The following is a 12,978-nucleotide window of genomic DNA, read 5'->3' on the forward strand; positions in this document are numbered from 1 at the left end:
TTTTCGCATGCGCATCGTCTGCATCGGCCTCGCTTTCGCGGCGCTCGCCGCGCCCATGGCGGCCAAGGCCGCCGAGCATCCGGCCTACGGGCTCGAGCTCGAGGGCTTCGACTATCCCCATGAGGTGAAGCGCTTCGAGTTCGTCTCGCAGGGGCGGACGATGTCGATGGCCTATATGGACGTCGCGCCCAGGGCCTCGGGAGACGCGACCCCGAACGGGCGCACGGTCGCGCTGCTCCACGGCAAGAATTTCTGCGCCGCGACCTTCGAGCGGCAGATTCGCGTGCTGTCGGAGGCGGGCTTCCGCGTGGTCGCGATCGACCAGATCGGCTTCTGCAAGTCGACGAAGCCCGACGGCTACCAGTTCTCGTTCCAGCAGCTCGCCCAGAACACCCATGCGCTGCTGGCCTCGCTCGGCGTCGACAAGGCGGTGGTGCTCGGCCACTCGATGGGCGGCATGCTGGCGGCCCGCTACGCGCTGATGTTCCCGGCCGCGACCGAACGGCTCGTGATGGTGAACCCGCTCGGCCTCGAGGACTGGAAGGCGAAGGGCGTGCCCTACGCCACCATCGACAAGCTCAACGAAACCGAGCTGAAGACCACGTTCGAGAGCGTGAAGGCCTACCAGCTCAAGTTCTATTACGACGGCCAGTGGAAGCCCGAATACGACCGCTGGGTCGAGATGAACGCCGGCATGTACAAGGGCGCAGGCGCGAGGCAGGTGGCGTGGATCGGCGCGTTGACCCACGAGATGATCTACACGCAGCCTGTGGTCTACGAATTCCCGGAGCTCAAGGTTCCGACCACGCTGATGATCGGCCAGACCGATCGCACCGCCCCGGGCGCGAACCGCGCGCCCAAGGAGGTCGCCGCGACCCTCGGCGACTACGCCGCGCTCGGCAAGGCGGCCGCCAAGGCGATCCCTGGCGCGACGCTGGTCGAGTTTCCAGGCCGGGGCCACTCGCCCCATGTCGAGGCGCCGGAGGAGTTCGACGCCGCCCTTCTCAAGGCGCTCTCGGCCTCGCCCGCCAAGACTGCGCCCTGACGCCGCGGACGCCTTGCGAAGCGCCCCCGCGAGGAGGATCATGACGGCTCGATGAGGGAGGCGCGATGAGCGATTCCGAGCCTATACGACTGATCCCCCGCGCCGCCGCAAGCGCGCAGGACTCTCCTCCGCTGCAGTCTTCCGCGGCCGTCTCGCAGGTCTCGTTCGACCGCCGCGAGCTCCAGGATCTCCTGACCCTCTACGGACGGATGGTCGCGGCCGGCGAGTGGCGCGACTACGCCATCGACTTCCTGCGCGACCAGGCGGTGTTTTCAGTGTTCCGCCGCACGAGCGAAGCCCCGCTCTACCGGATCGAGAAGACGCCGCGGCTCGCGCGCCGCCAGGGCGCCTATGCGGTGGTGGCGGCCGGCGGCCTCATCCTGAAGCGCGGCCCCGACCTCGCCCGCGTTCTCGCGGTGCTCGAGAAGAAGACGCTGAGGCTGGTGACGGCGTGACCCTGTCGTCACGGACGTGACGAGACGTCCGAAAGGCGCCGCCGTCCGGAACGTCGTGGACGCGGGCGACGGGGCCCGACCGCCCGGGAAGCTGACGGCTCTCGTCCCGGATCACGTCCGGGACACGGAGTTCACCGCGCCCGCGGCGCCGCGGCCCGGCATTCCTGATTGATCTTGTCGAGCGCAGCCGAAAGGCCCGAGAGCGAATAGCTCTGGGTCGACTTGCGGCCGCGGGAGGGCGTCGCCTCGACGCTCATGTCGCGCCGGCCGCCGCGCATCGCCTCGACGAGCGCCGCCTGGTCCTCGTTGTTGCCCATGAAGGCGCCGTCGCCGCGGGTGAACAGCTTGAAGGTCGCGCCGTCGACCGTGAGCTCGACCTCGCTGCCGGCCTTCAGCTGGAAGCCCGGCATCACGCTCACCTCGTTGTTCACCCCGTCCTGCGGGCGGTTCGAGATGAAGAAATAGGCCCCCTCGGGCGCCTGCGCGGAACGGCGGCGCGACTTCTGGGGCGTGGCGAGCGCGTAGCAGACTTTTCCGCCCTTCACCGGCGCCGCGTAGGCGTTCCAGTCCTTGAACTCGCCGATCTGCGTCGGCTGCACGCCGGCCGGCGCCTGGGCGCTCGAAGGGGAAACCCACAGCCCGGCGATGACCGCTCCGGCGGCGGCGGCGAAGAGGAGCGGTGCGCGGTCGATCATGGAACAGCTTTCGTCTCTTAACGGCGCCGCGGGACGGCGGGCGCATTCAAACGACGCTTCGCGCCCGGCGCCAAGCCCCACAACGGCGGCGCAGCCCGGGTTTCGGGACCTTGGTCCTATCAAATCATGGTAAATGTTTAGAAAACGGCCATGCGACGCAAGAGCCGTAGGCGAGGGCCGGCAAGCGTGCTTAACTCGCCGCGAAACGCCGGATCGGCCCCGCCGAACGAGGGCCGTCCCGCATCGCCAGGGAAGGGCCGAGCCGATCGTGACGACGCCCAAGGCCGAGACCGACGCCCAGCGCGAGGAGCGCCCCGCCGCCGTCATGGCGGCGCTCGTGGCGCGCGTCGCTTCGCGGCGCGACCGGGAGGCCTTCGAGCAGCTGTTCGATCATTACGCGCCGCGCTTGTGCGCCTATCTGGCGCGGCTCGGCTGCGAGCCGGCCCTCGCCGAGGAGATCACGCAGGACGCCATGGTGGCGCTCTGGCGCAAGGCCGACCAGTTCGACCCCGCCAAGGCTTCGGTCGGCGCCTGGCTCTACCGCATCGCCCGCAACCGGCGCATCGATCTCCTGCGCCGCGCCCACGGCGGGTCGGTCGAGCTCGAGGAGACGGCGATGCCCGTCGACGACGCGCCGACGCCCGACGAGGCGCTGGCGGCGCATCAGCGCGAAACGCTCGTCGCCCGCGCCATGCGGGGCCTGCCCGCCGAACAGCTTCGCCTCGTGCGCCTCGCCTTCTTCGAAGAGCGCTCCCACAGCGAGATCGCGGACGCCACGGGCCTTCCGCTCGGCACGGTGAAATCCCGCATCCGGCTCGCCTTCGGGCGGCTGCGCCGCAGCCTCGAGGCGGACGGCCTCGCGGACGCCAACTGAGAGCCCAGATCCCTTGAAAGCCGTTCTCTGCGTCGAACTCGGCGGGCCCGAGGCGCTGAAGCTCGTCGATCTCGACGATCCCGTTCCGGCCGACGACGAGGTCGTGGTCGACGTCGCCTATGCGGCGCTCAACTTCTTCGACACGCTCATCATCGCGGGCCGCTACCAGACCAAGCCCGACCTGCCGTTCTCGCCCGGCGGCGAGATGGCGGGCGTCGTCTCCGCGGTCGGCGCGCGCGTCGAGGGCCTCGCCGAGGGCGACCGGGTGGCGGGCTATCTCGGCTACGGCGCGGCGCGCGGCAAGGTCGCGGTCAAGGCCGAACAGCTGACGCTCGTGCCCGAGGAGCTTCCGCTCGACAAGGCCGCCGGCCTCATCATCACCTATGGCACGACGCTGCACGCGCTCGCCGACCGCGGCGCGCTGAAAGCCGGCGAGACGCTCGCCGTGCTCGGCGCGAGCGGCGGCGTCGGGATCGCGGCGGTCGAGATCGGCAAGCTGCTCGCCCGCGTCATCGCCTGCGCCTCCTCGGCCGATAAGCTCGCCTTCGCCAAGGAGCGCGGGGCCGACGAGCTCATCGACTACACGACGGAGGACCTCAAGAGCCGGCTAAAGGAGCTGACGGACGGCTGCGGCGTCGACGTCGTCTACGATCCGGTCGGGGGCGAGGCCACGGAGGCGAGCGTGCGCGCGCTCGCCTGGCGCGGCCGGCATCTCGTCATCGGCTTCGCGGCCGGCGACATCCCGAAGCTTCCGCTCAATCTGCCGATGCTGAAGGGCGCGGACGTGCGCGGCGTGTTCTGGAGCGCCCATGCCGAGCGCGAGCCCGCGGCGCATCGCGCCGAACTCGCCCGCATCTTCGACTGGGCGGCCGACGGCGAGATCTCCGCCCCTGTCGACTCGGTGCTGCCGCTTGCGGAGACCGCCGAGGCGATCGCCCGAATCAAGCGTCGCGAGGCGAAGGGGAAGATCCTGGTGCGGCCGTAGGGCGGCTCCGCTCGACCTCGCCGCCGCCGTCACGCCAGCGCCTTCCTGAACCACGCGGCGGCGAACTCGGCGAAGATCCTCACCCGCGGATTGGCCCGCAGGTCCGGGTGGAACAGCACCCAGAGCTCCGACCTCAATGCGGCGATCGGCTCGCCGACGCGCTCCAGCCTGTCGTCGGCCATGTAGTCCGGCAGCAAGGCGCGGCCCCAGCCCTGCGCGGCTGCGGCGGCGGCGGCCGAGAGGCTGTTGACCCGCAGGCCCACCTCGTCCTCCGAGGCGTGTTCGGCGAGCCAGCGCGCGGCCGGCGCCGCCGCGACGTCGCCGTGATAGCCGATCCACCGGTCCGGCGCCGCGCCGCCCTTCGCCCGATAGGCCGCGTAATCGAACGAGCCGGCGCGACGGCCCATCAGGGTCTCGGGCGGGCTCGTGGTCGGACGAATCGCGACGTCGGCCTCTCGTCGGGCGAGATCGAGCATCGGCGCGCCGACGTCGAGCGCGATCCGCGCCTGCGGATGCCGTTCGCCGAACGCCTTCAGGCAGGCGCAGACGCGCGGCGCCAGCGTGTCGGCCGTCGTCACCGTCAGCGGTCCGACCAGCCGGTCGTCGAGCGCGGCGACGCGGCGTTCGACCTCGGCCAGCCGATCCTCGATCGCCGCCGCGACGTCGAGGAAGGGCTCGGCGCGCGCGGTCGGCACGAGCCGCTCGCCGCGCCGCTCGAACAGCGGCCCGCCGATGCGCGCTTCGAGATCGCGCAGCCGCCGGTAGAGCGTCGCGAGATGCCCGCCGCCGGCGGCCTGCGCCCGGCGCATGCTCGTCGCCCGGGCGATCGACGCGACGAGCCGGACGTCGTCATGGGAGATCGACGTATTCGCGCTCATGCGAACTCTCTTCGCATCTGACGGCAATGACGTCTCATGGACGCAAATTACGTTGGCGGCTCCCATCACGGCAAGCGGAGCCCGCCGATGATCCGTATCCTTCATGTCGAAGCCTCGCCCCGGCGCGAGGCGTCGCGATCGAGCGAGGCCGCGGCCGCCTTCCTCGCAGAGGTCGCGACGTCGGCCGCCGACGCCGAGATCGACCGTCTCGGCCTGTGGGACGAGCCCCTGCCCGAACTCGACGGCGACGCGCTCGCGGCGAAATACGCCCGCCTCGCCGGGACGCCGCTGACCCCCGCCCAGCAGGCCGCGTGGGACGGCGTCGCAGGGCTCGTCGAGCGGCTCGACGCAGCGGACGCGGTGCTGATCTCGACGCCGATGTGGAACCTCAGCCTCCCCTACCGGCTGAAGCACTGGATCGACCTCGTCACCCAGCCGGGGCTGAGCTTCAGCTTCGATCCCGCCTCGGGCTACGCGCCGCTGCTGCGGCCCCGCCCGACCGTCGCGATCCTCGCCAGCGCCGGCGACTTCTCGAGCGGGCGGAGCTTCGGCCGCGCCGATTTCGCGAGCGACTATCTGCGCGCGGCGCTTGGCTTCATCGGGCTCACCGGCGCCGTCGTCGCGCCCGTGCAGCCGACCGCCGGGCCGCCGGATCACGTCGCGGCCGGAGTCGCGGCCGCGCGCGACCGGCTCGCAGCGCTGGCGCGGACCTTCTCCGGAGCGGGCCGATGAGCGCGGCGTGGGGCTGGGCCCTTCTCGTCGCCTCGGGACTGACGGACGTCGCCTGGGCGTTCGCGACCAAGCGCTCCAACGGCTTCACCGAGCCGCTCTGGAGCGTCGTCTCGCTCGTCTTGCTCGCGGCCTTCATCGCGATGCTGGCGAAAGCGCTGCAGGTTCTCCCGCGCGGCCCGGCCTATGCGGTCTGGACCGGCGTCGGCGCGGTCGGCGCGCTCGCCGTCGGCGTCGCCTTCCTCGGCGAGGCGCTCGATCCGGTCCGCATCTGCTTTGCGGGCGTCATCGTGATCGGCATCGCTGGCCTGAAGCTCGCGGGCTGAACCGCGGTCACCGCTTCAGGTCGGTGGGATCGCCGAGATCGCGGTTCAGCGCGACGGCCTCGGCGACGAGACGGGCGACGAGCTCGGGCGAGACCCCGTCGCCCTCGAGAAACGTTCGCGTGGCGAGCTCGTACTTGCCGCTCGGCTTCAGGGCGGGATCGACGCCGGTCAGCCGCTTTCCGCGCCAGAAGCCGAACAGCACCCTCGCTTCTTCGGCGCGGATCAGCAGGACGGGGCCGTTCGAGACATAGACGAGGTGGCCCCACTTGATCCGCTCTTCGAGCCGCCCCGCGGCGAGCACGCTCGCGCGCAACGCGCTAACGAGCTCCCGCCGCCAGCCGTCGAGCGCGGCCAGATAGGCGTCCGGGGTTTCGGCGGCGGGCGTCTTGCGCATGCGCGCGACGATAGCCGGCGCCGGCGCCGCTCGCGAGGCGCGGACTTTCCGCGCGAAAACCTGCTACTGACCGGCGATGCGCGTCCTCGCCGTCGACACCGCTCTTTCGGCCTGCTCGGTCGCCGTCGTCGAGACGGCGGAGGCGGACGCGCTCGCGCATGTCTCCTCCATCGCGATGGCGCGCGGCCACGCCGAGGCGCTGATGCCGGAGGTCGCGCGCGTGCTCGAGGCGGCCGGCGGCCTCGAAGGGATCGAGCGCGTCGCGGTCACGGTCGGCCCGGGCAGCTTCACGGGACTCCGGGTCGGGCTCGCCTGCGCGCGCGCCATCGGGCTCGGGGCGAAGATCCCCGTGGTCGGGGTCACGACGCTCTCTGCGCTCGCCGCGCCCTGGCTCGCGCTCGGCGACGGCGCCACCCCGGTCGCGGTCGCGATCGACGCCCGGCACGAGCGCGTCTTCTTCCAGGCTTTCTCCGCGGACGGTCGCCCGCTCGTCACCGCGCGGCTGATCGAGGCCCGCGACGCCGCCCGCGCGCTCGGCGACGGCGCCGCGATCCTCGTCGGCTCCGGCGCGGCGCTCGTGGCGGCCCATGCGCCGCCGTCTGCGCGAATGGTCGCGGGCGACGCGCCGGACCCGCTCTGGGTCGCGCGGCTCGGCGCGGCGTGCGATGCTCCGACATCCGCGCCGAAGCCGCTCTACCTCAAGGCGGCCGACGCGCATCCGCAGACGCAGGGGCGAATCGCCCGACGCTGAGCGGGTAAGGCAGGGGCGGGACCACGAAGGCGCGGGGGCGCGATGCTGTGGCTTTGGTTCTGGGACGCGTATTTCGCGCGGCCCGAATCCTGGGCGGTGGAGATCGCCGACGCCGGCGACGCGGACGAGCTCGCGCACATCCATGCGGGCGCCTTCGCGCGCGGCTGGAGCATCGACGAGATGGAGCAGCTCTTGCGCGACCGGTCCGTGGTCGCCTGCGCGCTGAGGCGCGAGGGGCGCCGGCAGGTGCTCGGTTTTCGCGCTCTCGCGGGTCGCCGAAGACGAGGCCGAGGTGCTCTCGATCGCGGTCGCGGCCGAGCGTCGCGGCGCGGGCGGCGGCAAGGCGCTGCTCGGCCGCCATCTCGGGCGGCTCGCGGGCCAGGGCGTGCGCCGCGTCGTGCTCGAGGTCGACGAGGACAACGAGCCCGCGCTCGCGCTCTATCGCGCCTTCGGCTTCGAACAGGTCGGCCGCCGCAAGGCCTATTACGCCCGCGCCGACGGCAAGCGCGGCTCGGCCCGCGTCATGGCGCTCGAAATGGCGTGATGGCCGCTTGGCCTCCGACCGGTTTACGCCGGCTCCGCGCGATCCTATAAGCTCCCGATCCGGGACGACGAGCGACCCAGGAACTGGAATTCGACGGGACGGCGCCCGCAATTGTCCACGCATTCTTCAGACCAGATCGAAGCGATCTGCGCCCAGAAGGGCATGCGGATGACCGAGCAGCGCCGCGTCATCGCGCGCGTGGTCGCCGACGCCGACGATCATCCCGACGTCGAGGAGCTCTATCGCCGCGCCTCGGCGGTCGATCCGCGCATCTCGATCTCGACCGTCTACCGCACGGTGAAGCTGTTCGAGGACGCCGGCATCATCGCGCGGCTCGACTTCCGTGACGGCCGCTCGCGCTACGAGCCGCAGCCCGACGAGCATCACGACCATCTGATCGACCTACGCTCGGGCAAGATCATCGAGTTCCGCGACGAGGAGATCGAGGCGCTGCAAGCCGCCATCGCCGAGCGGCTCGGCTATCGGCTCGTCGACCACCGGCTCGAGCTCTACGCCGTGCCGATCGACGACAAGGACTGACCGCGACATGGTCCGCCGCCCCTTGCGCGCGATCGCCTCGGCGCTGGTCCTCGTGCCGACCGTCATCGTGCTCGCCCCGATCCAGCTCGCGCTGATGCGGATGAACTCGCCGCACGCCCAGACGCTGCCGATGAAGTTCCATCGCTTCGCCATGGCGGTGGTGGGCGTGCGCGTGAAGGTGATCGGCGAACCCTCGTCGGAACGCCCGCTGCTGATCGCCTCGAACCACGCCTCCTGGCTCGACATTCCGGTTCTCGGCTCGGTCTGCCGCATGTCGTTCGTGGCGAAGTCCGAGATCGCCGGCTGGCCGGTGTTCGGGCAGCTCGCGCGGCTTCAGCGCACCATCTTCGTCGACCGCGCCCGCCGCACCGCGACCGCGCAGGTCAATGACGAGATGGCCGCGCGCATGATCGCGGGCTCGCCCGTCGTGCTGTTCGCCGAAGGCACCTCCAGCGACGGAAACCGGGTGCTGGCCTTCCGCACCTCGCTGCTCGGCGCCGCGCGGGCGGCGATCGCGGCCTCGGGCGGCGCCAGCATCGCGGTCCAGCCGGTCTCGGTCGCCTACACCCATCGCAACGGCCTGCCGCTCGGGCGACTCGGTCGCCCCTTCGTCGCCTGGTACGGCGAGATGACCTTCGCGCATCACCTCTGGTCGATCCTGCGCGACGGCGCGATCGACGCCACCGTGACGTTCGGCGAGACCATGCGGGCCGACGCCGGCACCGACCGCAAGCGCCTCGCCGCAGTCGCCGAGCGCGAGGTGCGCCGCCTCACCACCAACGCCCTGCTCGGCCGCAAAGCCGAGGACGTCGCCGGGCGAAGGCGATCGAGGCGGGCGAGCCGGTCCAGCAAAGCGAGCACGCGTGAGTATTTCGGAGAGCGCCGCCGCCTTCTCCCCTCCCCCTTGCGGGGAGGGGTCGGGGGTGGGGGTGGCTCAGACCGAAGCGCAAAGGGCGACGTCGCTCTACGCCGACGCTTTCTGCGCCATCCTGAACCACCCCCACCCCCACCCTCCCCGCAAGGGGGAGGGGAGCGGCGACGTCGCGCCACCCGGGGTTCGCCTCTGATGTGGTCCGCCGCCGTCCTCGCCGCGCGCCAGACCTTCTCGCCGCCGTTCCGCGCGGTGCTGTTCAAGTCGCTCGCGATCACCCTCCTGCTGCTCGTCGTCGGCTGGTTCGGCCTGCAGGCGCTCGCCGACCGGCTGCTGGTCCTCCAGAACCCGACGCTCAACCAGATCGCCCACATCGTCGCGGGCCTCGGCACGGCGTTCGGGATGCTGTTTCTGGTGACGCCGATCACCGCGGCGGTCGCGGGCCTCTTCCTCGACGACGTCGCCGAGATCGTCGAGCGCACGCACTATCCCGACGACCCGCCCGGAACGCCGGTGCCGCTCGTCCGCGGCCTGCTGCTGTCGGCGCGCTTCTTCCTGCTGGTGCTGGGACTAAACCTCCTGCTGCTGGTCCTGATCTTCATCCCCGGCGTCAATCTCTTCGCCTGGCTCGTGGTGAACGGCTACCTGCTCAGCCGAGAGTATTTCTCGCTCGCGGCGATGCGGTTTCGCGAGGCGGAGGACGCGACCGCGATGCGCCGGCGCAACCGCCTCAAGGTGTTTGCGGGCGGCGTGCTGACGGCGGCGCTCGCCGTGCTGCCCTTCGCCAACCTGCTGACGCCGCTCTTCGCCACGGCGTTCTTCGTCCACCTGCACAAGCGCGTGGCGGCCGACGAGGCCCGAAAGCTCAGGCGCGCGCCTGGGCCCGAACGCCGCATCGAGCCGTAACGCCCCTTAAACCCGCCGCATTCAAAGTGCACCCGATGAAACCAGGGAGGGGTCGTCCATGACGGGCGCCCCGCGCGTGCGGTTTGACGGGGTTGTGGCGCAATGGCGATCGGACGCGGGTCCGGGCGGGACGAACGGCGCGAGCCGACCTTCGGGGCCGGATCGGGCTCGACGGACATCCGCCTCACGGCCGACGACCGGCCGACGGGCGCGGGCTCCGCGGACGGATCCTCCCGGCCGCAGGAACCGCGCGCCGAGCCTCGGGCCGACGGTCGCCGCGAACCGAATTTCTCCGCCGAACCCTCGTTCGAACCTGGACGCCGCGAGCCGAACTTCGGCCCCGCGCAGGAGGACGGCGTGGGTGAGCGGCCAAAACTGTCCTATTGGGCCTGGGTGATGGGCCGCAGCCGTCCGAAGGCCTCGAAGGCGTCCCCGCAGCCGCGCGCCGTCACGGCCGCGCCGCAGCCTGATCGGCCGCGCGATCACCTTCATGATCCTGCTCGGCGTCCTCGGCGCGATCGGCGGCGGCGGGGTCGTGGCCTATTACGCCTCGCGCATGCCGCCGCTCGAGAATCTCGAGATCCCGAAGCGGCCGCCCAACGTCGTCATCGCCGACATGAACGGCAAGCCGATCGCCAATCGCGGCGAGACCGGCGGCGCCTCGGTGCCGCTCGCCGAAATGCCGAAATTCGTGCCGCAGGCCTTCATCGCGATCGAGGACCGGCGCTTCTACGACCACTGGGGCGTCGACGCCTTCGGTCTCGCCCGCGCCGTGAAGGCCAACATCGAGCGCGGCGGCGTCGCCCAGGGCGGCTCGACGCTGACCCAGCAGCTCGCCAAGAACCTGTTCCTGACGCCCGCCCGCTCGCTGGAGCGCAAGGTGCAGGAGGCGGTTCTGGCCTTCTGGCTCGAACGCAAGTTCGGCAAACAGAAGATCCTCGAAATGTACCTGAACCGCGTCTATTTCGGCGCGGGCGCCTACGGCGTGGAGGCCGCGGCCCAGCGCTATTTCGGCAAGTCGATCCGCAAGGTGAACGTCTCCGAGGCCGCGATGCTCGCGGGCCTGGTGAAGGCGCCCTCGCGGCTCTCGCCGAGCCACGATCCGGAAGCCGCCCGCAACCGCGCCGACGTGGTGCTGCAGGCGATGGCGGACGAGAACTACATCACCCGCGAGCAGGCCAACACGGCGTTCCGGGTGAACCCGCCCTCCCCCGCCCCCCAAGCCGCAAGGGGCCGTCGCTACGCGGCCGACTGGGTGATGGACCAGCTCGACGGGCTCGTCGGCGTCTATGACGAGGACCTCGTGGTCGAAACCACGCTCGATCCGAAGCTCGAAACCGCCGCCGAGAAGGCGCTGCAGGACGGCATCGCCAAGCGCGGCGCCAAGCTCGGCGTCAGCCAGGGCGTCGTCATCTCGCTCGCGCCCGACGGCGCGGTGAAGGCGCTCGTCGGCGGCAAGAAACTATTCGGAGAGCCAGTTCAACCGCGCGACGGCGGCCAAGCGCCAGCCGGGCTCGGCCTTCAAGCCGTTCGTCTATCTCGCGGCGCTCGAGGCCGAGAACCTCGACCCCGATTCGATCCGCACCGACGCGCCGCTCAAGCTGAAGGGCTGGACGCCGGAGAACTACACCCGCAAGTACGGCGGGCCGATGTCGCTGACCTATGCGCTGTCGCAGTCGGTCAACACGGTGGCGGTCCGGCTCGGGCTCGAGGCCGGCCCGGTGAACGTGGTCCACACCGCCGAGCGGCTCGGCATCACCTCGCCGCTCGTGCCCAACCCCTCGATCGCGCTCGGAACGTCGGAAGTCACGCCGCTCGAGATGACGGCGGCCTATGCCCCCTTCGCCAATGGCGCTTCGAGGCCAGCCCTACATCGTGCGCCAGGTGAAGACGACGCAGGGCGAGACGCTCTACAAGCGCAAGACCGAGGCTCCCAAGCAGGTCGTCGACACGTCGCGCGTGGGCATGATGAACGCCATGCTGCGCGAGACGCTGCGCTCCGGCACCGCGCGCTCGGCCCAGCTCGCCGGATGGCCCGCCGCCGGCAAGACCGGCACGAGCCAGGATTTCCGCGACGCCTGGTTCATCGGCTACACGGCCCACATGATCACCGCCGTCTGGCTCGGCAACGACGACAACTCGCCCACCAAGCACGCCTCAGGCGGCGGCCTGCCGGTCTCGATCTGGAGCCGCTACATGGGCGAGGCGCATCAGGGCGTTCAGGTCGCCAGCTGCCGGCGAGTGGATCCCGCCGATGGACGAGCACGAGCAGCCCGGCGACGTCTATCAGGCCGGCCCCGGCCGCGAGCAGGAGGGCGAGCCCTATTCGAGCGCGCGCGTCGACGAGGGCTATTACGACGACCGCCCGCGCGAGGAGCGCGTCTATCGCGAACGCCGCGGCGACGACGGCGGCCCGATCGGCTTTCTGAAGGACCTGTTCGGCGGGTTCTGACGGCGCGGCGGCGCGCGACGCCCTGGCGAGTTCTGACCGTCATGCGACGCGCCGCGCGTTGGGCGGCGGAACGCTTGGCCTGCCTTTCGCGCCAATTTTCGCCCGATCGCTAGAATTCTCACGATCTCGAAAATTCGGCGGCAATCCAGAGGTGTGATGATGGGGACCTATCCAATCGGGGGTCCCCAATATGCGTCTCGTCGCGTCCGCTTTCGTCTTCCTCGCGCTTGCGGCGGCGCTTCCGCCGCGCCCACCATCGTCGGAGAATGGGCCGAGCGCGTCCGACTGCGGCACGCCCTACGCCTACAAGATCATGCCCAAGGGAATCGCGAACGACACGCTGATGTGCATGTTCGACAGCGTCCGCCGCGAAGGCCGCGACGTGATCTGGAAGGGCTCGTGCAGCGACGGCTCGGCGAACCGCAAGGAGACCGTGGTGGCGAGCGACGCGCCGAACGGGCTGCGGATCGACTTCCTCACCAGCGGCGGCTGGGTCGGCCCGCTACGTTTCTGCGCGCCGCGCCGGAGCTGAG

The 12,978-nt window shown here is 71.1% G+C and carries 15 protein-coding genes and 1 pseudogene; 13 read left to right on the top strand and 3 right to left on the bottom strand.

Going from position 1 to position 12,978, the window contains the following annotated elements:
- The first annotated feature begins 7 nt into the window (after window positions 1-7).
- On the top strand, window positions 8-1,045 hold the full coding sequence (locus tag K6K41_RS12135) for an alpha/beta fold hydrolase (protein WP_261405252.1): 1,038 nt from the start codon (window positions 8-10) through the stop codon (window positions 1,043-1,045).
- Window positions 1,046-1,110: 65 nt separating this feature from the next.
- Window positions 1,111-1,500: a DUF2794 domain-containing protein gene (locus K6K41_RS12140; protein WP_261405253.1), complete on the top strand. Its 390-nt coding sequence runs from the start codon at window positions 1,111-1,113 to the stop codon at window positions 1,498-1,500.
- Window positions 1,501-1,631: 131 nt separating this feature from the next.
- Here K6K41_RS12140 and K6K41_RS12145 read toward each other — a convergent pair whose 3' ends face one another.
- Window positions 1,632-2,195: an invasion associated locus B family protein gene (locus K6K41_RS12145; RefSeq protein ID WP_261405254.1), complete on the bottom strand. Its 564-nt coding sequence runs from the start codon at window positions 2,193-2,195 to the stop codon at window positions 1,632-1,634.
- Between the two features lie 325 nt (window positions 2,196-2,520).
- On the opposite strand from K6K41_RS12145, the gene K6K41_RS12150 reads away from it, so the two are divergent.
- Together K6K41_RS12150 and K6K41_RS12155 are read left to right on the top strand one after the other, a co-directional pair.
- On the top strand, window positions 2,521-3,069 hold the full coding sequence (locus K6K41_RS12150; RefSeq protein WP_261405716.1) for a sigma-70 family RNA polymerase sigma factor: 549 nt from the start codon (window positions 2,521-2,523) through the stop codon (window positions 3,067-3,069).
- Between the two features lie 13 nt (window positions 3,070-3,082).
- The gene (locus K6K41_RS12155; protein ID WP_261405255.1) at window positions 3,083-4,054 is read left to right on the top strand and encodes an NADPH:quinone oxidoreductase family protein; all 972 of its coding nucleotides are present in this window, start codon (window positions 3,083-3,085) and stop codon (window positions 4,052-4,054) included.
- Window positions 4,055-4,083: 29 nt separating this feature from the next.
- Here the strand turns inward: K6K41_RS12155 and K6K41_RS12160 are convergent, their stop codons facing one another.
- Window positions 4,084-4,932 carry a LysR family transcriptional regulator gene (locus tag K6K41_RS12160; protein ID WP_261405256.1) on the bottom strand — a complete coding sequence of 283 codons (849 nt, stop codon included), beginning with the start codon at window positions 4,930-4,932 and terminating at the stop codon, window positions 4,084-4,086.
- Between the two features lie 87 nt (window positions 4,933-5,019).
- Between K6K41_RS12160 and K6K41_RS12165 the strand changes: the two genes are divergently transcribed.
- Both K6K41_RS12165 and K6K41_RS12170 read left to right on the top strand, forming a co-directional pair.
- A complete protein-coding gene (locus K6K41_RS12165) occupies window positions 5,020-5,664 on the top strand; it encodes an FMN-dependent NADH-azoreductase (protein ID WP_261405257.1) in 645 nt (214 codons plus the stop codon).
- Window positions 5,661-5,987: a DMT family transporter gene (locus tag K6K41_RS12170; protein ID WP_261405258.1), complete on the top strand. Its 327-nt coding sequence runs from the start codon at window positions 5,661-5,663 to the stop codon at window positions 5,985-5,987. The genes K6K41_RS12165 and K6K41_RS12170 overlap by 4 nt, the downstream gene beginning before the upstream one ends.
- A 7-nt stretch (window positions 5,988-5,994) precedes the next feature.
- Here K6K41_RS12170 and K6K41_RS12175 read toward each other — a convergent pair whose 3' ends face one another.
- Entirely contained in the window at window positions 5,995-6,381 is a 387-nt protein-coding gene (locus K6K41_RS12175; protein WP_261405259.1) for a DUF1801 domain-containing protein, read from the bottom strand.
- Window positions 6,382-6,457: 76 nt separating this feature from the next.
- Here K6K41_RS12175 and tsaB point away from each other — a divergent pair, with 76 nt between their 5' ends.
- The 7 genes and pseudogenes from tsaB (at window position 6,458) to K6K41_RS12210 (ending at window position 12,977) form a co-directional block, all read left to right on the top strand.
- Window positions 6,458-7,132, top strand: coding sequence for a tRNA (adenosine(37)-N6)-threonylcarbamoyltransferase complex dimerization subunit type 1 TsaB (gene tsaB, locus K6K41_RS12180; RefSeq protein WP_261405260.1), 675 nt, complete (start codon window positions 6,458-6,460; stop codon window positions 7,130-7,132).
- 292 nt (window positions 7,133-7,424) lie between these two features.
- Window positions 7,425-7,676: a GNAT family N-acetyltransferase gene (locus tag K6K41_RS12185; RefSeq protein ID WP_261405261.1), complete on the top strand. Its 252-nt coding sequence runs from the start codon at window positions 7,425-7,427 to the stop codon at window positions 7,674-7,676.
- Between the two features lie 162 nt (window positions 7,677-7,838).
- The gene (locus K6K41_RS12190; protein WP_261405717.1) at window positions 7,839-8,216 is read left to right on the top strand and encodes a Fur family transcriptional regulator; all 378 of its coding nucleotides are present in this window, start codon (window positions 7,839-7,841) and stop codon (window positions 8,214-8,216) included.
- 7 nt (window positions 8,217-8,223) lie between these two features.
- The gene (gene olsA, locus K6K41_RS12195) at window positions 8,224-9,993 is read left to right on the top strand and encodes a lyso-ornithine lipid O-acyltransferase (RefSeq protein WP_261405262.1); all 1,770 of its coding nucleotides are present in this window, start codon (window positions 8,224-8,226) and stop codon (window positions 9,991-9,993) included.
- 595 nt (window positions 9,994-10,588) lie between these two features.
- Window positions 10,589-12,225: pseudogene (locus tag K6K41_RS30980) on the top strand (transglycosylase domain-containing protein); the annotation flags it as partial.
- 22 nt (window positions 12,226-12,247) lie between these two features.
- Window positions 12,248-12,445, top strand: a complete 198-nt coding sequence (locus K6K41_RS12205; RefSeq protein ID WP_261405918.1) for a hypothetical protein — start codon at window positions 12,248-12,250, stop codon at window positions 12,443-12,445.
- 190 nt (window positions 12,446-12,635) lie between these two features.
- Window positions 12,636-12,977 carry a hypothetical protein gene (locus tag K6K41_RS12210; protein ID WP_261405263.1) on the top strand — a complete coding sequence of 114 codons (342 nt, stop codon included), beginning with the start codon at window positions 12,636-12,638 and terminating at the stop codon, window positions 12,975-12,977.
- The last annotated feature ends 1 nt before the right edge of the window (window position 12,978 follow it).

This window comes from Chenggangzhangella methanolivorans, assembly GCF_019797865.1.
In the GTDB taxonomy this organism is placed as follows: Bacteria; Pseudomonadota; Alphaproteobacteria; order Rhizobiales; family Methylopilaceae; genus Methylopila; species Methylopila methanolivorans.